The sequence below is a fragment of the Pelomonas sp. BJYL3 genome (assembly GCF_027257975.1).
Taxonomy (GTDB): domain Bacteria; phylum Pseudomonadota; class Gammaproteobacteria; order Burkholderiales; family Burkholderiaceae_C; genus Roseateles_B; species Roseateles_B flavus.
Genome location: NZ_JANZKX010000005.1, coordinates 358,721 through 377,204, shown reverse-complemented (window position 1 = coordinate 377,204; position 18,484 = coordinate 358,721). Strand labels below are relative to the sequence as shown.

Sequence of the window (18,484 nt, the reverse complement as noted above, 5' to 3'; positions counted from 1 at the left end):
CATGGCTGCCCTTGCCTCCCGCGGCCGTGGACGCCGCCGCACCATCAACGAGATCAACATGGTGCCCTTCATCGACGTGATGCTGGTGCTGCTGATCATCTTCATGGTCAGTGCGCCGCTGATCACCACCGGCCTGGTGGACCTGCCCAGCGTGGGCAAGAGCCGCCAGCAGCCGGACCATGTGATCCACGTGGTCGTGGGGCCCGACGAGAAGCTCAAGTTCAAGCTGGACAAGTCCGAGCCCGAGCCCACCACGCTCAAGGACCTGCCGCGCCAGGTCAAGCAGGCGCAAGGCGGTGACGCCAGCACGCCGGTGGTCATCTCGGCGGACAAGAACGTCAAGTACGAGGCCGTGGTCAAGGTCATGGACAGCCTGCAGAGCGCCGGCATCCAGCGCGTGGGCCTGGCCGTGAAGAGCGGCGCCGCCGCCGAAGCGAGCCGCTGAGCCCCGCCATGAGCAAGAGCACGCCGGCTGTCCACCTGGACTCCATCGCGACGCATCGCCCCGGGAGGCTCAGGCCATGAGCGCCCTGTCCGCCGACCCCCTGCGCCCGCCGCAGGCGCCTGCCATGGGCCGCGGCTTCGGCCTGGCCCTGCTGGCCCATGCCCTGCTGGTGCTGGGCCTGAGTCTGGGCGTGCAATGGCACACCCAGACCGAGCCCGCCTTCGAGGCCGAGCTGTGGTCCCTGGTGCCCCAGGCCGCCGCGCCGCGCCTGCAGGAGCCCGAGCCCCAGCCCGAACCCGAGCAGCCCAAGGCCAAGACGCCGCCGCCCGTCCCCGAAGCGCAGCCCGAGCAGCGCGTGGCCGAAATCGCCATCGCCAAGGAAAAGAAGCGCAAGGAAGACGAGCGCCGTCAGGCCGAGCTCGAACTCCAGCGCAAGAAGGAGCTGGAGAAGCAGAAGGAGCTGGAGAAGCAGAAGGAGCTGGAGAAGCAGAAGGAGCTCGAGAAGGAGAAGGAGCGCGACAAGCTCAAGGAGCAGGAGCGCCTGAAGAAGGAAGAGCTCGCCAAGCAGGAGAAGCTGGAAAAGCAGAAGCAGGAAAAGGCCGCCAAGGACGCACAGGCCAAGCTCGATGCGCTGCGCAAGCAGAACCTGGAGCGCATGATGGGCATGGCCGGCGCCAATGGCTCGCCGGGCAGCACGGGCACGGCCCAGCAGAGCTCGGGCCCCTCGGCCACCTACGCCGGGCGCATCAAGGCGGCGATCCGGCCCAACATCATCTACACGGCCAGCAGCGGCGCCAATCCGCAGGCCGAGGTCGAGGTGCGCTGCGCGCCTGACGGCAAGATCATCAGCAGCCGCCTCACCAAGTCCAGCGGCGATGCCGACTGGGACCGTGCCGTGCAGCGCGCCATCGAGCGCACCGACCGCCTGCCCCGAGACACCGACGGCCGCGTGCCGCCGGTGCTGGTGATCAGCTTCAAGCCCAACGACTGAGCCGGCGCGGGGCCAGGTCTTGCCTGCGCTCCTGCCTCAGGCCCTGAGCCGTGGCTGCAAGGCCTGGTCCACCGAGAAGCGGCCCGCGCCCCACAGGAGCACGCCCAGCAGCAGGCTGCCCCACCACTGATGCCCGGCCAGGGCCGCGGGCGCGATCTCGGCCAGGCTCAGCACGGCCATCACGTTGACCACGGAGAGACCGGCCGCCGCGAAGCGCGTGCCCAGGCCCAGCAGCAGCAGGACCGGCAGCAGCACCTCGCCCGCCGTGCCCGCATAAGCCGCCACCTCCGGCGGCAGGAGGGGCACCCGGTATTCGTCCTGGAACAGCGCGAGGGTGGTGTCCCAGTCCCGCAGCTTGGTCAGGCCAGACAGGAAGAAGACCCGGGCCACATAGACCCGTGCCGCCAGCAGGGCCAGCGACTGGCCCCAGCGGAACAGAGGGGCCGGCCAGGGCTGCTCGGCATCCGGGCCGACGTGGCAGGCGCTAGCCAGCAGGCGGCGCGGGAGCTTCTTCAGGGTGTTCATCGTTGTTTTCCTCTTTGCCGCCCTCGGCCTCGAGGGGCCGGACGGCCATCAGCCATTGCTCACGCAGCGCCTGCTGGAGGAAGGCCGTGAAGTCCACCCCTTCGTCGTCGGCCTGTACCGAAGCCGCCAGGGCGGTCTCCAGGCTGTCGCCGGCCAGTGCACTGCGCATGAAGGCGGCCTCGGCCGCCTGCAGTTGAGTCGCCCGGCCGCGCCAGTCCTTACGCCATACCAGCACGGCCGGCGCCCCCTGCCTCGGGGGGTGCAGCCAGGCGCGATGGGGGGCCAGCAGGGACAGCGCTTCGTCGGACAGCGACAGCAGCGCCAGCCCCGGCCGCAGGGCCAGGCGCAGCGCCTGCGGTTCGCCCTGCAGCAGAGCCAGCGACGGGGCGTCCAGCACGGCGTCCGGCGCACGCTCGGCCTGGTGCAGGGCCCACTCCAGCGTGGCCAGGTCGGCCAGGGCGTCGTCTGCCGTGCGCCGCAGGAAGTCCGGCAGCGCGGCGCCCCACTCGCCCAGGTCCCCGCAGGTCGGCGGACTGGCTTTCCAGAAGGTCCACGCCAGGCTGCCGAACTGCCGGCCCAGCAGCGCCGCCAGGTGCGGGAAAGCGCCCGCCAGGGCCCGCTCGGACAGGGCGATGGCATTGCCGCGATAGGCCAGCAGGCCCTCCTGAACCGCCGCCTGCGCCTCGCCGGGCAGCACGCCGCGCAGGCCCAGGGCCGCCAGCGAGCCGCTGTCGCCCTGCAGGATGGCCTTCAGCAGGGCGGCCTGGCGCTCAATGTCCGAGGGCATGGCGAGCCTGTGGCTGGGGCGCCCGGTCCTGCAGGACCTCCGCCGCGATCTCATCGGCCCGCCGGGCCTCGGCCAGCAGCAGATCCAGGGGCGGCAGGCGGGTGTCCCATTCGATCAGCGTGGGGATGACCCGCCCGAAATGCCGCAGGGTCTGGCGATAGAGCCGCCACACGGGGTCAGCCACGTGATCGCCATGATCGTCCACGATCAGGCCCTGCTGCCGGCTGTGCCCGGCCAGGTGGATCTCCCCCGGCACGCCATGCAGGGCCTGCACCCAGTCCAGGCAGTCCTGCTGGGCCGGCTCCCAGGCGCCGCCATGCCTGTTGAGGGCGTTGACCATGAGGTTGTTGAGATCCAGCAGCAGGCCGCAGCCGCTGCGGCGGCACAGCTGGTCCAGGAATTCGACCTCGGCCAGAGGGCCTTCCTCGGCCTCGGGTGTCCAGGCGAGGTAGGCGCTGAGGTTCTCGACCAGCAGGGGCTGCCGCAGCCGCTCCTGCGCCTGCTGCACCTGGCTGACCATGCGATCCAGGCAGCGCCGGCTGAAGGGCACGGGCAGCAGGTCGGCCCCATGCAAGACCTGACCCTCCATCGGGACGCGGGCGAAGCTGGCGTGATCGGAGATGCGCAGGGGCTGCACCCGCTCGGCGAGCCGCGCGAGCCGGTCCAGGTGCCCCGCGTCCAGGCCGCTGGCCGATCCCAGGGAGAGGCCCACACCATGCAGGCTCACCGGGTAGTGCTCCCGCGCGAGCATGAGCGTCTGCAGGGCCGCGCCGCCGGGCTGGAAGTAGTTCTCCGAGTGCACCTCGATGAAGGGCAGCGGGGGCCGGCGCTCCAGCAGCTCGGCCTCATGCCCGTGGCGCCAGCCGATGCCGCACAGCGCCGGATCTGCGACCGCGGCCTGCATGGCTCACTTCTTCATCTTGGCACGGGCTTCCTCAGTGCTGAGGCCGCCCTGGCTCTTGCAGCTGCCCTTGGCCACATAGCGCCACTCTTCGGGCGCATTGTTGGTGGTGGCCTGGCCGGCGCAGCTGTGGCTGCCGTTGAGGTTGGCGCAGTCGTTCTGGCCGGCCTTGGCGATGCCATAGCACTTCTCCTTGGCGCCCTTGTCCTCGGCCTGCGCCTGCTGGACCAGGCCCAGGGCGAGTGCGGCGGCCAGTGCGGTGCTGAGAGTCTTGCTGTGCGACATGATGGTTCCTTGTTGACAGTGTTGAGTGGACAGCGGGGTCGCGGAAGGTGCGCCGCGAGGCGGCCATCATCGACCCACGCGGGGTGTGTCGCAAGAGGCCTGACAGTCCTTACACTGCGCTGCAAACTTTCCGTGCCCGCCCCCTCCCTTCCCCTGCATCCCACCATGAGCATCGCCCCCGCCGAGCTGGAGAGCCTGCGCCCGCAGCTGCTCAAGTACGCCCGCCTGCAGCTGCGCAATGAGGCCTGGGCCGAGGACGCCGTCTCCGAGACCCTGCTGGCCGCACTGGAGCGCCCCGACGGCTTTGCCGGCCGTTCCCAGCTCAAGACCTGGCTGGTGGGCGTGCTCAAGCACAAGCTGGTGGACCAGATCCGCCGCAACTGCCGCGAGCTTTCCACCAGCCGTGAGGACGAGGAAGACCTGGACGAGCAGCTCTTCGACAGCACCGGCCACTGGCGCGAGGCCCCCGGCGACTGGGGCAGCGACCCGGAAGCCGCCCTGCGCCAGATGGACTTCATGCGCGTGCTGGAGGCCTGCGTGGACAAGCTGCCCGGCCAGCAGGGCCGGCTGTTCATGATGCGCGAGTGGCTGGAGCTGGACACCGAGGAGATCTGTAAGGTCCTGGCCATCAGCCCGACCAACCTCTGGGTGATGCTTCACCGCGCGCGGCTGAGGCTGCGCGAATGTCTGGAACTCAACTGGTTTGCCGGCGCCGGCCCGGGAGCCGCCGCATGAAACTGCTACGAAAGCTCTTCATTCCCATCCTGCGCCTGCTGCTGCCCAACTGCCGCCAGGTCACGCAGATGCTGCTGCTGGCCCAGGAGCGGCCGCCCACCCTGCGCGAGCGCGTGCTGGTGGCCCTGCACATGCCCCTGTGCGCGGCCTGCCCGCGCTTTCGCCAGCAGGTCCAGCTGATGCAGAAGGCCAGCCAGCGCTGGCGCAGCTACAGCGAGGACGAGGGCCTGGGCTGAGCCCCGCCCGCCGGGCGCCCGCAGGTCCACGGCCCGGGCCGGCTCAGGCCGCGAACCCGCGGGGGCCAGTTCTTGCCTCCCTCGTCATCCAGGCACGTCTTTCGCCCATCGGACCGGCGGCAGCAATGCAACAGCCTGCCCCGGCGAGGCCAGTTCCGGCTATCCGCCCCCTGCCCTTGCGATTAGCATGCGGCCTAGGCCGGCCCGTCCGGGCATGCCGCCGGTGTGCGCCGCCGCCTCTGCCCCTGGAGTCCTTGAGATGAACGACCTGTCCGCGACGATTGACTGGCCCGAGCCCGGGTCCGGATCGGACGCGGGGATGGATGCCGTGTTTGCCTGGCCCACACCGCCCTACGCCGCCTACGCACCTGTCCCCCCCAGCGAGGCCCCCCAGCCCTGCGAGATCCTGGGCCTCAACAACAGCCGCACCCAGGGCCAGCTGCTGCAGATGCAGGCCCAGGAGCGCGTGGCCCAGCTGCTGGTGCCGCCGGCGCGCAGCCCGGTCGCACTCAAGTTCAGCCAGTTCCGTGCCCTGAAGCTGCTGCAGGCCATCCCTGCAGCCCCCCGGCAGCCGGAGCAGCCGCCCGAGGCCCTGAACCTGGACCAGCGCCCCCGCGTGGAGTTCAAGGTGCGCTTCACTGGCGGCGGCGAGCTCAAGGGCATGACCATCGGCCACCACGAGAACGCCCTGGGCTTGTTCCTCTTCGTGCCGGTCAGCGAGTTCGATGACGCCGTCCGCTGCGTCTTCATTCCCCGCGAGTGCGTGGCCAGCCATGACATCGGCGAGCGCCTGGGCGACGTCCTGGTGAAGGACCAGCTGGCCCGCATCGAGGACGTCGAGGCCGCGGCCCAGGAGCAGCAGAAGCTGCGCAGCCAGCGCGTGGGCGACATCCTCCTGGCCCGCCAGATCGTCACGCCCGAGCAGCTGCTGCAGGCCATCGAGCAGCAGGCCAGGATGCCCATGGTGCGCATCGGCGAAGCCCTGCTGGCCATGGAGCTGATCAGCTACGACCAGCTGGAAGACGCCCTGGCCCAGCAGCGCAGCGACCGCTCCGTCCCGCTGGGCGAGCTGCTGGTGCGCAAGGGCATCGTGACCCGCCAGCAGCTGCAGTCCGCGCTGGCGCGCAAGATGGGCTATCCGCTCGTGGACCTGGAGCGTTTCCCGGTCGAGCCCGACGCGGTGCGCAAGCTGCCCTTCTCGGTGGCCCGGCGCCTGGAGGTGCTGCCCCTGGTCCTGCGCGACGGGCGGCTGATCGTCGCCATGGAGGACCCCACCCGGCGCGACGCCCTGGATGAGATCGAGTTCGTCACCCAGCTCAAGGTGGCGCCGGCCCTGACCAAGGTCGGCAGCCTGCAGTTCGCCCTGCCCGCCACCTACGACCGCTTCGGCAGCGAGAGCATCGCGCCCCGCGAGATCCCCCTGCCGGGACTGCAGCCCGACTTCGAGTTCGACAACACCGACAAGCTGATCGAGAGCCTGGAGCGCGAGGTCCAGGAGCGCGGCAGCCGTGATGACGAGCCGCAGATCGAGCAGTCCGACAACTCCCTGGTGCGCCTGATCAACACCATGATCATCGAGGCAAGCCAGCAAGGCGTCTCCGACATCCACATCGAGACCCACCCCGGCCGCGAAAAGCTCAAGATCCGTTTCCGCCGGGACGGCCACATGCAGCCCTACCTGGAGCTGCCCCACACCTACCGCAACGCCATGATCGCCCGCATCAAGATCATGTGCGACCTGGACATCTCCGAACGCCGCAAGCCCCAGGACGGCAAGATCAACTTCGCCCGCTTCTCGCCCCAGCACCGCCTGGAGCTGCGCGTGGCCACCATCCCGACCAACAACGGCCTGGAGGACGTGGTGATGCGCCTGCTGTCCTCCGCCCGGCCCATCCCCATGGAGAAGCTGGGCCTCTCGCCCGACAACATGGCCCGGCTGACGGCGGCCATCGAGCGCCCCTACGGCATGGTGCTGTGCGTGGGGCCCACGGGCTCGGGCAAGACCACCACCCTGCACTCGGTGCTCTCGCGGATCAACACGCCCGAGCGCAAGATCTGGACGGCCGAGGACCCGGTGGAAATCACCCAGCAGGGCCTGCGCCAGGTCCAGGTGAACCCCAAGATCGACTGGACCTTCGCCAAGGCCCTGCGCGCCTTCCTGCGGGCCGACCCGGACGTGATCATGGTGGGCGAGATCCGCGACGAGGAGACGGCCCAGATCGCCGTCGAGGCCTCGCTGACGGGCCATCTGGTGCTCTCCACCCTGCACACCAACAGCGCACCGGAGACCATCACCCGGTTGCTGGACATGGGCATGGACCCCTTCAACTTCGCCGACTCCCTGCTGGCCGTGCTGGCCCAGCGCCTGGTGCGGCGGCTGTGCCCCCACTGTCTCAAGAGCTCGCCGCTGCCGGCGGCCGACCTGGAGGAGCTGGTGGAGGACTATCTGCACGCCTTCGCCCCAGACATTCGGCCCGGCCGTGACGATCTGCTCGCCCAGTGGCGCCAGCTTCATGGCAGCGGCGGCCAGCTGATGCACTATCACAGCGCGGGCTGCCCCCAGTGCGAGAACACGGGCTTCAGGGGCCGGGCCGGACTGCACGAGCTGTTGAGCGTCTCGCGCGAGATCCGCCGCCTGATCCAGACCGGCAGCCGCGCCGAGGAGATCCAGACCCAGGCCATGAAGGAAGGCATGCGCACCCTGCGCCAGGACGGCATCGTCAAGGTACTGCAGGGCGTCACCAGCCTGGCCGAGGTCCGCGCCACCAGCAATGCATGAATTCGATGGACAGCCCCAGCACCGCACCTGCCTCCGCCAACGCTTCCGACGCTGAACGCAACAGCGGCCGCCCCCAGAAACTGCGCCTGGGCGATGTGCTGGTCCAGCAGGAGCTGATCACCGAGGGGCAGCTGACGCAGGCGCTGGAGATGCAGCGCAGCAGCGGCAAGAAGCTGGGCCGGCTGCTGATCGACGCCGGCCTGATCAGCGAAGAGGCCCTGGCCCATGTGCTGGCCCGCCAGCTGCGCATCCCCTTCGTCAACCTCAAGACCTTCCCGCTCAAGACCGAGCTGGTGCGCCTGCTGCCCGAGACACCCGCCCGCCGCTTCCGCGCCCTGGTGCTGGAGGAGCGCAACGACACCCTGCTGGTGGCCCTGGCCGACCCGTTGGACCTCTTTGCCTACGACGAGCTCTCGCGCCTGCTCAAGCGCCGCATCGCCATGGCCGTGGTGGCCGAGAGCCAGCTGCCCGCGGCCTTCGACCGCCACTACCGGCGCAGCGAGGAGATCTCCGGCCTGGCCAAGGCCCTGGAGAAGGACATCGGCGATGCGGTGGACTTCGGCGCCCTGCAGGCCAGCGTGGGCCAGGAGGGCGCGCCGGTGGTGCGACTGCTGCAGTCCGTCTTCGAGGACGCCAGCCAGGCCGGCGCCTCGGACGTCCACATCGAGCCCCAGGAAACCGAGCTGCTGATCCGCACCCGCATCGACGGCCAGCTGCAGATCCAGACCCAGGCCGACAAGCGCATCGCGCCCGCCCTGGCCCAGCGCCTGAAGCTGATGGCCGCGCTGGACATCTCCGAGAAGCGCCTGCCCCAGGACGGCCGCTTCACCCTGCGCCTGCGGGACAAGACCGTGGACGTGCGCCTCTCCACCCTGCCTGGCCAGTACGGCGAGTCCGTGGTGATGCGCCTGCTGGGGCAAGGCAATGCGGTGCGCCGCCTGCACCAGCTGGACATGCCCGAAGACATGCTGGCCCGCTTCCGCGAGATCCTCTCGCAGCAGGCCGGCATGGTGCTGGTCACCGGCCCCACGGGCTCCGGCAAGACGACCACGCTCTATGCCGCGCTGGCCGAGCTGGACGCCGAGAAGAGCAAGATCATCACCGTGGAAGACCCGGTCGAGTACCGCCTGCCGGGGCTGACCCAGGTCCAGGTGAACGACAAGATCGAGCTGGACTTCGCCCGTGTGCTGCGTGCCTGCCTGCGCCAGGACCCGGACGTGATCCTGGTTGGCGAAATGCGGGACGCGCAGACGGTGGAGATCGGCCTGCGCGCCGCCATCACCGGCCACATGGTGCTGTCCACCCTGCACACCCGGGACAGCCTCAGCACCCCCTTCCGCCTGCTGGACATGGGCGCCCCGCCCTTCATGGTGGCCAGCTCTCTGCAGGCGGTGTTTGCCCAGCGCCTGCTGCGGGCCGTGTGCACGCAGTGCGCCGAGCCGCATGCACCCAATGCCCAGGAACGCGCCTGGCTGGAGGCCGTGGCAGGCGACGAAGCCGGCAGCGTCAAGAGCCTGCGCGGCCATGGCTGCTCCCACTGCAATGGCACGGGCTACCAGGGCCGCAAGGGCATCTACGAGATGCTGGAGATGAACGCCGAGATGGCCCTGGCCGTGCAGCGCGGTGACGCCGGTGCCTTCATGGGTGCCGCCCGCGAGGCCCTGCGCGGCAAGACCCTGGCGGACCGCAGCCTGGCCCTGGTCAAGGCCGGCAAGACCACCCTGGCCGAGGCCATGCGCATCGGCTTTGATCAGGGCGACTGAGCATGAGGAGCTTTGCCTGGCAGGGTCGCAACAACCGGGGTGAACTCGTCCAGGGCCACACCGATGCCGACAGCAGCGACGCCGTGGCCGCCCAGCTGATGGCCGGCGGGGTGATCCCCGTCCGCATCGAGGCCAGCGCGCAGAAGAGCCTGTCCGACAACAGCCCCTCCTGGTGGGAGCAGCTGCGCCGCGCGCCGGTCAGCATGGACGACTGCCTGATCCTCACCCGCCAGCTCTACACCCTGCAGAAGGCCGGCGTGCCCATCCTGCGCTCCCTGGCCGGCCTGCAGGCCTCCACCGCCCAGGCCAGCCTGATCCATCTGCTGCAGGACCTGCGCGCCAGCCTGGACCAGGGCCGCGAGCTGTCCGCGGCCATGGCGCGGCACCCGGGCATCTTCAATTCCTTCTACATCGCGATGATGCAGATCGGCGAGATGACCGGCCGCATGCCGGACGTCCTGCTGCGTCTGGCCCAGCACCTGGAGTTCGAGCTGGACACCCGGGCCCGCATCAAGCAGGCGCTGCGCTACCCGGTCATGGTGCTGGCGGCCATCGCCATCGCCATCGTGGTGCTCAACATCTTCGTGCTGCCCACCTTTGCCACAGTCTTCGCCGGCTTCAAGGCCCAGCTGCCGCTGATGACGCGGCTGCTGCTGGGCTTCTCCGCCTGGATGGTCCGCTGGTGGCCGCTGCTGCTGGCCGGCGCGGTGGGCCTGATGCTGATGGTGCGGGCCTGGCTGGCCACCGAGGAAGGCCGCTACCGCTGGGACCGCGTCAAGCTGCGCCTGCCTATCGCCGGCCCCATCGTGCTCAAGGCCACGCTGGCCCGTTTCGCCCGCAGCTTCTCGCTGGCGACCAAGAGCGGCGTGCCCGTCAGCCAGGCCATGAACGTGGTGGCCCAGACGGTGGACAACGCCTTCATCGCCAGCCGCGTGGAGCAGATGCGCGACGGCGTGGAGCGCGGCGAAAGCATCTCGCGCTGCGCCACGGCCGCGGGCGTCTTCACCCCCATCGTGCTGCAGATGATCGCCGTGGGCGAGGAGACCGGCGAGCTCGACCAGCTGCTGCTGGAGATCGCCGAGATGTACGAGCGCGAGACCGACTACGCCATCAAGGGCCTCTCCTCCGCCATCGAGCCCCTGCTGCTGCTGGTCATCGGCGTGATGGTCTTCGTGCTGGCCCTGGGCGTGTTCATGCCCTTGTGGAGCCTGGGTCAGGCGGCCATGGGGCGGAGCTGAGCCCCCGGCGGCAGGCGCTGCCGCATATCAGGCACCGGGACCGCGCGCGGCGAGATGCCGACATGAAGATGATGCAGGGGCGGATATCTCCGCACGAATCTGCCGCAGCTCACCAGCACCTCACCGGGATTCTTCGGATCATCGAGCGAATTGATTCGGCGCCCGGCCTGAGCGTACCGAATAATATCTGCATTCGCCGCAGCCCAGTATTGCACCACTACGGGAATAAATACTTGATTAACCCGCAAGAACAGGAAACGGGGCTATATCGAAGATAGCCCGCCAATCCCGATCGAGCGCCTTCCAAACCCATCATGCGGCCCGTTTGATTTCCCGCAGCTGGAGGTGGTAGAAGAGCTTTTCTGCGACCGTGATCATCATGAACGGCAGGGCTCCCGCGAGGTTTTCATTGCCCTTGAAGGTCCAGGCGATGGGCAGGCAGGCCGCATAGACCAGCAGCAGCAGCCAGGAATAGCGCTTGTGCTTGATCCCGGCGGCCGTGCTGGGATGAAAGAGGCCGGCGTCCTGGCTCAGCAGCCAGACGAAGCCGATCAGGAGGATGGTCACGAACATCCCCACCTCGCCCAGATAGAGGAAGAAGGCGCTGAGCCCGTCAAAGGGCGAGAGCAGCAGCGAGGCCGCGAAGATGAAGAAGACGTTCGTCGCGAAGAACAGCGGCGTGTAGGCCACCCGCAGCACCCTCAGCAGCACGAGCGCTGCCAGGGCGCAGCTGCCCGCCACCAGGATGCGCTGCGTCATGTCCAGACCCAGGGCGCGGATGGCGACAAATACCAGCAGCGGCACAATTTCAAGAAGAAAAAGAAATCGCGACAATTTGCGCATGATTCATCCATCCAATAGGTCATTGGGCCCAGTGCCCTCTTACAGAAAACCCCTGGACTTTGTTAAGCTGTGCCCGGCAGGCGGCAAGCCCGATTCAGCCCGGGATGCGCAGCATTATTCCGCGCGGACAATGGGGGATTTAAAAAACCACACTGTTCTTCCGGACGGCTTGTCAAGCCAGAGGATTCAAAGCCGAAATCCGCAAATGCCGGACATACCAGGCGCCGCCCCGGGCGGCTGCGGCGGCCAGCAGGCGCCCCTCCCGCCCTGGCGCCGTCCGGGATGAGCGCTGGCACCGCATGCCCTCCCCGCGCTCATTTTTTTTCGTTCCGCATTTGCGCCAAATCGCAGGAATGCGCTGGCCGGGCAACCCCTTGCAGGAGTTCGTGAAAGAAGTCCTTCACCCTGGAGCTCGAAAGCCGATACCGTGAGCACACATCCGGTCTTGGAGTGGAGGCGTGGGCCGTCACGCCGGATGTCAGGCCAGGCCTGAATCACGGAGCTTTCCGCATGCGCAAGAACAATCAAGCTGGTTTCACCCTCATCGAGCTGGTGATGGTGATCGTCATCCTGGGCGCCCTGGCGGCCATCGCCCTGCCCAAGTTCGTCGACTTCGGCAGCGATGCCAAGGCGGCGGCCGTGCAGGGTGTTGCCGGCGCACTGAGCTCGGCATCCGCCATCAACTACGCCGAGCGCAAGGCCAAGGGCACGGGCGCGGGTGTCAAGATCGTGGATTGCGACGACGTCAAGAAGGCCCTGCAGTCCGGCGACGTGCCCTCGGGCTACACCATCACCACGCCCGCCGCCGTGGCCGCCGACGCCACCAAGTCCGACTGCGTGGTGAACGGCCCCAGTGGCGCCAGCGCCGTCTTCACGGCGACCGGCATCCTCTGATGAGCTCAGCGGCCCGCCGCACCGCGGCGGGCTTCACGCTGGTCGAGCTGATCATCACCCTGGTGCTGGTCGCGGCACTGGCGGTCTTCGCTGCCCCCAAGTTCGCCGATCTCGATGGCTGGCGGCTGCGAGCCTTTGGAGACGACCTGCGCTCGCGCTGCCTGGAAGTCCAGCGCCTGGCCCTCAACCAGCGCCGGGCCATCGTGGCCACCTTCAGCAGCACGGGGGCCACTTTCGCCTACGGGGACGGCACGCCGCTGGTCGCGGTCACCTGCCCGACGCGCAACAGCCCCTGCCTGAGTCTGGCCAGCCCCGTGAGCGCGACCTTCTTCGCCACCAGCACCGGGCTCACCAGCACCGCCAGTGGCAGCTCCCTCGATCTCACGGTCAGCCATGGCAGCTACAGCAAGAGCTACCGCCTTGAAAACGAAACGGGCCTCTTTCACGCGCTTCCTTGAAGCGCCGCCACCGGCCCGCTTGCCCTAGCATGCCGGCCATGCCACTCCGCCCTGCGCTCACCACCGCCACACGGCCTCAGGCCGGCCTGACGCTGGTGGAGCTGCTGGTCTTCATCATGGTCCTGGGGCTGGCCCTGGCCGGCGTGCTGCAGGTCTTCGCCCAGGCGACGCGTGCCAGCGCCAACCCCCAGGCACAGCGGCAGGCCCTGGCCATCGCCGAATCCCTGCTGCAGGAAGTGCAGCTCCAGCCCTTCACCTTCTGCGACCCGGACGACGCGGCCGCCGCCACCGCCGCGTCCGCGGCAGGTTGCGCCACGACGGCCGAAGCCCTGGGCCCTGAGACCGGCGAAACGCGCTACACCGCCCCGCAGTTCGACAATGTCAACGACTACCACGGCTTCGCCATGAGCGGCATCGTCGACATCACCAACACGCCCGTCGCCGGTCTGAGCGACTACAGCGCGAGCGTGCAGGTCGCGCCCGTCGCGCTGAAGAGCGTCCCGGCGGGCGACGCCCTGCGCATCACCGTGCAGGTCAGCGGCCCCGGCAACACCTCGGTCACCCTCCAGGGCTACCGCACCCGCCATGCGCCCAATGCCGGCTGAGCGCCGCCCCCTCGCGCGCCAGCGTGGATTCACGCTGATCGAGGCCGTCATGGTCATCGTGGTGATGGGAGGCATCCTGGCGGGCGTGTCCATCTTCATCGCGCCGGCCGTGCGCGGCTACCTGGACAGCGCCGCCCGCGCGGACGTGGCCGCCCGCACCGACCTCGCCCTGCGGCGCATCGCGCGGGACCTTGCGGAATCCCTGCCGAACAGCGTGCGCATCAACGCCAGCGGCACCACCCTGGAGCTGGTGCCCACCACGGGCGCCGCGCGCTACCAGACCGAGGGCGCCGGCGCCCTGGTCTTCGGCACGCCAGCGGCCAGCTTCAAGCTCGTGGGGCCAGGTCTTGCCCTCGGGACCAGCCAGCAGCTGGTCTGGTACAACCTGGGCGTCAATGTGCCGGATGCCAATGCCTACGCGGACATCAGCAGCTCCAGCAACCGGCGCATCGCCAGCAATGCCGCCGGCACCCAGACCACCATCACCCTCGCCAGCAATCCCGGCCTGCCCGTGAGTCTGATGGCCCCGCCCTACCGGGTCTACGCGGTCAGCGATCCCGTCACCTACCGTTGCGACCTCACCGCGGGCACGCTCACGCGCTACAGCGGCTACGGCTTCCAGGCCGCCCAGCCGGACCCGCCCAACGGAGGCCGCAGCGCCCTGCTGGCCAAGGGCGTCACGAGCTGCAATTTCATTTACGAGAGCGCCGTGGTGGCCTACCGGGCCGGCACCGTCAACCTGCGCCTGGCGCTGAAGGCGGATACGGTGCTGGGCGGGGAGACCGTGCAGCTCTTCCGGGCCGTGCACGTGGAGAACCTGCCATGAGGCGCGCAGCACAGGCCGGCTTCACCATGGCCTCCCTGATCTTCATCCTGGTCGTTCTGGGCGCGCTGGGCGCCGCCATGGCCCTGTTCACCCAGCGCCAGCACATGGGCTCGGCCGCCGAGCTGTCCGCCGCACGGGCCTACCAGGCGGCCCATGCCGGGCTGGAATGGGCCAGCTACGAGCTGCTGCGCAATCCGCTCCCGCCGGCGGCAGCGCCGGCCTGCTTCAGCACCACGCAGCTGACCTTCGCGCCAGCCACGGACGCCGCCCTCTCCGAATTCACGGTCACGGTCTTCTGCGCTCGCACGCCGGCCACCGGCACGGCCACCGACGGCGCGACCAGCCTCGTGTTCTACGACATCACGTCGATCGCCTGCAACCAGCCGGTGGGCGGTGCCTGCCCGGCGGGCGCAGCGCCCTCGGCGACCTATGTGGAACGCAGCCTCAGCAAGCGGGTGGCACGATGAACACTTCCTGGACCCTCTCCCGCGCACGGCACCTGACCCTGCTGGGCCTGCTGTGCCTGTGGCTGGCGCTTTTCTGCGCCACGCCGGCACGGGCCCAGTGCGGGCCGATCCCCACCGCCAATGCCCTCACCGCCGGCAGCGGCGGCTCCCTGAGCCTGCCGGGGGACTTCATCGTCAACGGTCTGAGCACCAGCGGCACCGGCCCCAATCTGCCGACCACCGGCATCCGCAACAACAACGCCAGCACCTTCCCCTCGCTCGTGCCCGCCAGCTTCCCCAGCTTCAGCAGCAGCACCAGTGCCAGCAGTGGGCCGCTGGCGGCAGGCACCTACAGCACCGTCAGCGCGGTGGACGGCTTCTCGACCAGCGGCGGCACCTACTACATCGTCAACTTCAACGTGGCCTCGAGCAGCACCATCACCCTGGGCGCCGGGACCTACTATCTCTACAACTGGAGCGTCGGCAACAACGTCACCGTGATCCTGTCCGGCGCGGTCAAGATCTACATGGGGAACTACCTGTCGGTGGGCAACAGCTTTCTGTTCAACACCGCGGGACCCACCGCCAATGGCCTGATCGAGCTCGGCCCCAGCGCCAGTGCCGGCTTCGGCAACTACAACACCTTCCGTGGCGTGATCTACGGCACCGGCACCAACAGCGTCATCATGGGGAACAACGCCGTGCTGACCGGGCTGATCGCCATCAAGGGATCGCTGAGCTTCTCGGGGGGCTCCAGCATCACCCTGAGCGCCGCCGATCAGGCCGCCATCGGCGGGCTCAGCACCTGTGACGCCACCAGCGTGGGCCTGGTCGCCGACTATCACTTCGACGAATGCAGCTACAACGGCAGCTCGGGCGAAGCCCGCGACAGCCGCGGCAGCTACCACGCCACGTCCTCCGGCGCCAAGCCCAGTACCGCGGCGGGCGGCGTGGTGGGGCGCTACTTCAACAGCAACGCGCTCAACAGCTATCTCACCACCACCAGCAAGGTGCCGCTGGCGGGTTCCTACACCATCGCGACCTGGTACCTCACGCCCTTCGCGATCGACAACACCAACAACATCCACTCGCTGGCCGCGCTGGATCCCGTCAGCGGCAGCTGCATCGGCGACTTCATGTACACCCGCGACAACGACGCCTACCGCTGGCGGGTCTACACCAATGCCAACGGGCCCGTCATCGGCTCGCAGGTGCTGAACCTCGCCAGCGGCTGGCATCACATCGCCCTGGTCGGCAGCGGCAGCAGCACCCAGCTCTACCTGGACGGCAGCTACCGCGAGACCCTGGGCCTGCGCGTCAACAGCGCCAGCAGCAGCTACGGCCTGCGCTACATCGGCAGCTCCTGCGACAGCCTGAACCTGCAGGCCTTCCGCGCGCCGCTGGACGAGTTCATGGTCTTCAACACGGCCCTCGGGGCCAGTGACATCAGCGCCATCTACAACTACCAGCGCGCCGGCAAGAACTGGGATGGCACGACGCGCAACCTCAACAGCTGCGTGCCCGCCATCGCGAGCTTTCTGATCAGCGTCACGAGCACGGCCTCCACCTGCTCGCCGCAAGCCGTCACCGTGACGGCCAAGGACAGCGGCGGCAACACCATCACCGGCTACACCGGCACCGTCACGCTGCGCACCTCCAGCGGCATGGGCACCTGGGCTCTGGGCAGCCCAGCACCGGGTGGCGGCTTCTCGGCAGGCAGCAATGACGGGCAGGCCACCTACACCTTCGTCAGCGGCGATGCCGGCGTGGCCCGCTTCACGCTGAGCCATTCGGCCGCCCGGGACCTCACCGTGCTGGTGACGGACACCAGCACCGGCGCCAACACCAACTCGGCCACGGTGCAGTTCCGCGACAACGCCTTCGTCTGGACCGAGGACCTCAACGACAAGATCTCCGGCAGCTGGATCGGCGTGGCCGGCCGCCCGCACGACATGAAGCTCACGCTGGTGAAGAAGGACGCGATCACCGGTGCCTGCGGCCCCGCCACCGACTACACCGGCAGCCGCAACCTCAAACTCTGGCGCACGGACAGCGGCGGCGCCTGGACGGCACCCAGCGTGGTCTCGCCAGCCTTGAGCATCCCCACGGCCAAGCCTGCCGCCAGCAACCTCACGCTGAACTTCAGCACGGGCGCCGCCACCTTCAATCTCGGCACCAGCGACGTCGGCCAGTACACCTTCAGCGTCGCGGACGAGACTGGCTCCTACGCCACCAATGCCATCAGCGGCAGCAGCAGCCTGATGACGGTGCGACCCTTCGCCATCGTCATCAGCGGGATCAAGATGGGCAGCACCAACAACCCCAACGGCAGCCTCCCCAGCGATGCCATCCTGGGAGCGGCCGGCGCCAACTTCAGTGCCACGGTAGCGGCCTACCGCTGGAGCAACACCGCCGACCTCGGCGATGCGGGCGACGCCACCGGCGTCAGCACCAACGACGGGGTGCCGGATGCCAATGTCGGCTTTGCCGCGATCACCGCTGGAGGCATCGCACCCGGATTCGCATACACGGCGGTCCTGCGCCCTGCCAGCGGCATCCCGGCCCTGGGCACCCTCAACAATGGCTCGGTGGCCGTCACCGGCGGCAGCGCCACGGCCAGCAACCTTCAGTACACCGAGGTGGGTGGCTTCCAGTTCGACACCAGCAACGTGCTGACCGGCTACCTCGGCCTCAACATGCGCGGCTATTTCTTCAATGCCAGCGGCGTCCAGAACACGATGGTGGGCCGCTTCATCCCCGCCAGCTTTGCCGTCTCCAACGGCTCGGTGACCCACCGCAGCACGGCCTCCTGCACCCCGGCCGCCGGTTTCAGCTACCTGGGCGAGAACTTCCAGCTCGGCTTCGACCTCGAGGCGCGCAATGCGCTGGGCAGCCGGACCTTCAACTACACCGGCAGCTATGCCAAGCTGAACCTCACCGTGCCCGCCAACCTCGGGCCCGCGGGCGTGGCCGGCAGCACCACCTTCAAGACCGGTGGCGGACGCCTCAGCGCGGTGAGCAGCACCGGCAGCTGGAGCAACGGCGCCGCCAGCGCGACCCTGGTCCTCAACGCCGCCCGCGCCATCGGAGCCGGCGGCGCCAGCAGCCCCGATGGCCCCTTCAGCGCCAGCTTCGGCATCCTGCCCTCGGACGGCGAGGCCAGCGGCGTGAGCGCGCCCAATCTCGACACCGATGTCCCGGCCAACGGCGCTGAGCGCGGCTTGGTCGCGACAGTTGCCCTGCGCTATGGTCGCCTGCGCCTGCAAAATGCAATAGGCTCCCAGCATCGCCCCCTCAGCGTGCCACTGCAGGCCCAGTACTGGGATGGCAGCGTCTACCAGATCAACACCCAGGACAGCTGCACCCGGATCAGCAGCAGCCAGATCAGCTTCGGGAACTACCGCAAGACCATGACCAGCTCGGACGCCACCGTGCTCGCCAGCCCCATCACCGTCAACCAGGGTAAGGCCTTGATCACGCTGGCCAAGCCGGCCGCCGGCCGCAGCGGCAGCTACGACCTGGCCCTCGCCCTGGGCAGCACCGCCACGGATGCCAGCTGCCTCAGCTGGTCCCCTGCGCCCGCGCCCGCTGCCAGCAGCGGCGCCAACCTGAGCCACCTGCGCTGGCCCTGGTGTGGCACGGCCGCGGACAAGGACCCCAGCGCCCGGGCCAGCTTCGGGCTCTACACGGGCACCGACTCCATCATCTACCAGCGGGAGAACTGAGT

At 68.9% G+C, this 18,484-nt stretch carries 18 protein-coding genes; 13 read left to right on the top strand and 5 right to left on the bottom strand.

The window, feature by feature from the left end; all coding sequences use genetic code 11:
- Nucleotide 1: 1 nt before the first annotated feature.
- Together tolR and tolA are read left to right on the top strand one after the other, a co-directional pair.
- Complete coding sequence (tolR, locus tag O9Y01_RS17260; protein WP_269632835.1) at nt 2–445, top strand: protein TolR; 444 nt, start codon at nt 2–4, stop codon at nt 443–445.
- 76 nt (nt 446–521) lie between these two features.
- Nucleotides 522–1,436, top strand: a complete 915-nt coding sequence (tolA, locus tag O9Y01_RS17255) for a cell envelope integrity protein TolA (RefSeq protein ID WP_269632834.1) — start codon at nt 522–524, stop codon at nt 1,434–1,436.
- A 36-nt stretch (nt 1,437–1,472) separates the two neighbouring features.
- Here tolA and O9Y01_RS17250 read toward each other — a convergent pair whose 3' ends face one another.
- Genes O9Y01_RS17250 through O9Y01_RS17235 form a run of 4 tightly spaced genes read right to left on the bottom strand, consistent with a single transcriptional unit; the run spans nt 1,473 to nt 3,934 of the window.
- Nucleotides 1,473–1,961: a DoxX family protein gene (locus O9Y01_RS17250; protein WP_269632833.1), complete on the bottom strand. Its 489-nt coding sequence runs from the start codon at nt 1,959–1,961 to the stop codon at nt 1,473–1,475.
- On the bottom strand, nt 1,921–2,748 hold the full coding sequence (locus tag O9Y01_RS17245; protein ID WP_269632832.1) for an HvfC/BufC family peptide modification chaperone: 828 nt from the start codon (nt 2,746–2,748) through the stop codon (nt 1,921–1,923). The genes O9Y01_RS17250 and O9Y01_RS17245 overlap by 41 nt, the downstream gene beginning before the upstream one ends.
- Complete coding sequence (locus tag O9Y01_RS17240) at nt 2,732–3,652, bottom strand: DUF692 domain-containing protein (RefSeq protein ID WP_269632831.1); 921 nt, start codon at nt 3,650–3,652, stop codon at nt 2,732–2,734. Before O9Y01_RS17240 ends, O9Y01_RS17245 begins: the two co-directional genes overlap by 17 nt.
- Before the next feature lie 3 nt (nt 3,653–3,655).
- A complete protein-coding gene (locus O9Y01_RS17235) occupies nt 3,656–3,934 on the bottom strand; it encodes a BufA1 family periplasmic bufferin-type metallophore (protein ID WP_269632830.1) in 279 nt (92 codons plus the stop codon).
- A 165-nt stretch (nt 3,935–4,099) separates the two neighbouring features.
- Here O9Y01_RS17235 and O9Y01_RS17230 point away from each other — a divergent pair, with 165 nt between their 5' ends.
- The 5 genes from O9Y01_RS17230 (at nt 4,100) to O9Y01_RS17210 (ending at nt 10,685) form a co-directional block, all read left to right on the top strand.
- Complete coding sequence (locus tag O9Y01_RS17230; RefSeq protein WP_269632829.1) at nt 4,100–4,669, top strand: sigma-70 family RNA polymerase sigma factor; 570 nt, start codon at nt 4,100–4,102, stop codon at nt 4,667–4,669.
- Complete coding sequence (locus O9Y01_RS17225; RefSeq protein WP_269632828.1) at nt 4,666–4,905, top strand: zf-HC2 domain-containing protein; 240 nt, start codon at nt 4,666–4,668, stop codon at nt 4,903–4,905. The genes O9Y01_RS17230 and O9Y01_RS17225 overlap by 4 nt, the downstream gene beginning before the upstream one ends.
- A 259-nt stretch (nt 4,906–5,164) precedes the next feature.
- The gene (locus tag O9Y01_RS17220) at nt 5,165–7,684 is read left to right on the top strand and encodes a GspE/PulE family protein (RefSeq protein WP_269632827.1); all 2,520 of its coding nucleotides are present in this window, start codon (nt 5,165–5,167) and stop codon (nt 7,682–7,684) included.
- Between the two features lie 5 nt (nt 7,685–7,689).
- Nucleotides 7,690–9,447, top strand: coding sequence for a GspE/PulE family protein (locus tag O9Y01_RS17215; protein ID WP_269632892.1), 1,758 nt, complete (start codon nt 7,690–7,692; stop codon nt 9,445–9,447).
- A gap of 2 nt (nt 9,448–9,449) precedes the next feature.
- A complete protein-coding gene (locus tag O9Y01_RS17210) occupies nt 9,450–10,685 on the top strand; it encodes a type II secretion system F family protein (RefSeq protein WP_269632826.1) in 1,236 nt (411 codons plus the stop codon).
- A gap of 312 nt (nt 10,686–10,997) precedes the next feature.
- On the opposite strand, the gene O9Y01_RS17205 is transcribed toward O9Y01_RS17210, so the two are convergent.
- Nucleotides 10,998–11,528 (bottom strand): hypothetical protein, encoded by a 531-nt coding sequence (locus O9Y01_RS17205; protein ID WP_269632825.1) that lies wholly within the window; start codon nt 11,526–11,528, stop codon nt 10,998–11,000.
- Between the two features lie 510 nt (nt 11,529–12,038).
- On the opposite strand from O9Y01_RS17205, the gene O9Y01_RS17200 reads away from it, so the two are divergent.
- From O9Y01_RS17200 to O9Y01_RS17175, 6 genes are read left to right on the top strand one after another with little or no spacing between them, the layout of a single operon-like run.
- Nucleotides 12,039–12,422 carry a type II secretion system protein gene (locus tag O9Y01_RS17200; protein ID WP_269632824.1) on the top strand — a complete coding sequence of 128 codons (384 nt, stop codon included), beginning with the start codon at nt 12,039–12,041 and terminating at the stop codon, nt 12,420–12,422.
- Nucleotides 12,422–12,880, top strand: coding sequence for a prepilin-type N-terminal cleavage/methylation domain-containing protein (locus tag O9Y01_RS17195; protein WP_269632823.1), 459 nt, complete (start codon nt 12,422–12,424; stop codon nt 12,878–12,880). Before O9Y01_RS17200 ends, O9Y01_RS17195 begins: the two co-directional genes overlap by 1 nt.
- 38 nt (nt 12,881–12,918) lie before the next feature.
- Nucleotides 12,919–13,485 (top strand): type II secretion system protein, encoded by a 567-nt coding sequence (locus O9Y01_RS17190; protein WP_269632822.1) that lies wholly within the window; start codon nt 12,919–12,921, stop codon nt 13,483–13,485.
- Nucleotides 13,466–14,311: a type II secretion system protein gene (locus O9Y01_RS17185; protein WP_269632821.1), complete on the top strand. Its 846-nt coding sequence runs from the start codon at nt 13,466–13,468 to the stop codon at nt 14,309–14,311. Before O9Y01_RS17190 ends, O9Y01_RS17185 begins: the two co-directional genes overlap by 20 nt.
- A complete protein-coding gene (locus O9Y01_RS17180; RefSeq protein WP_269632820.1) occupies nt 14,308–14,778 on the top strand; it encodes an agglutinin biogenesis protein MshP in 471 nt (156 codons plus the stop codon). The genes O9Y01_RS17185 and O9Y01_RS17180 overlap by 4 nt, the downstream gene beginning before the upstream one ends.
- Nucleotides 14,775–18,482 (top strand): DUF6701 domain-containing protein, encoded by a 3,708-nt coding sequence (locus tag O9Y01_RS17175; RefSeq protein WP_269632819.1) that lies wholly within the window; start codon nt 14,775–14,777, stop codon nt 18,480–18,482. The genes O9Y01_RS17180 and O9Y01_RS17175 overlap by 4 nt, the downstream gene beginning before the upstream one ends.
- Nucleotides 18,483–18,484 lie beyond the last annotated feature (2 nt).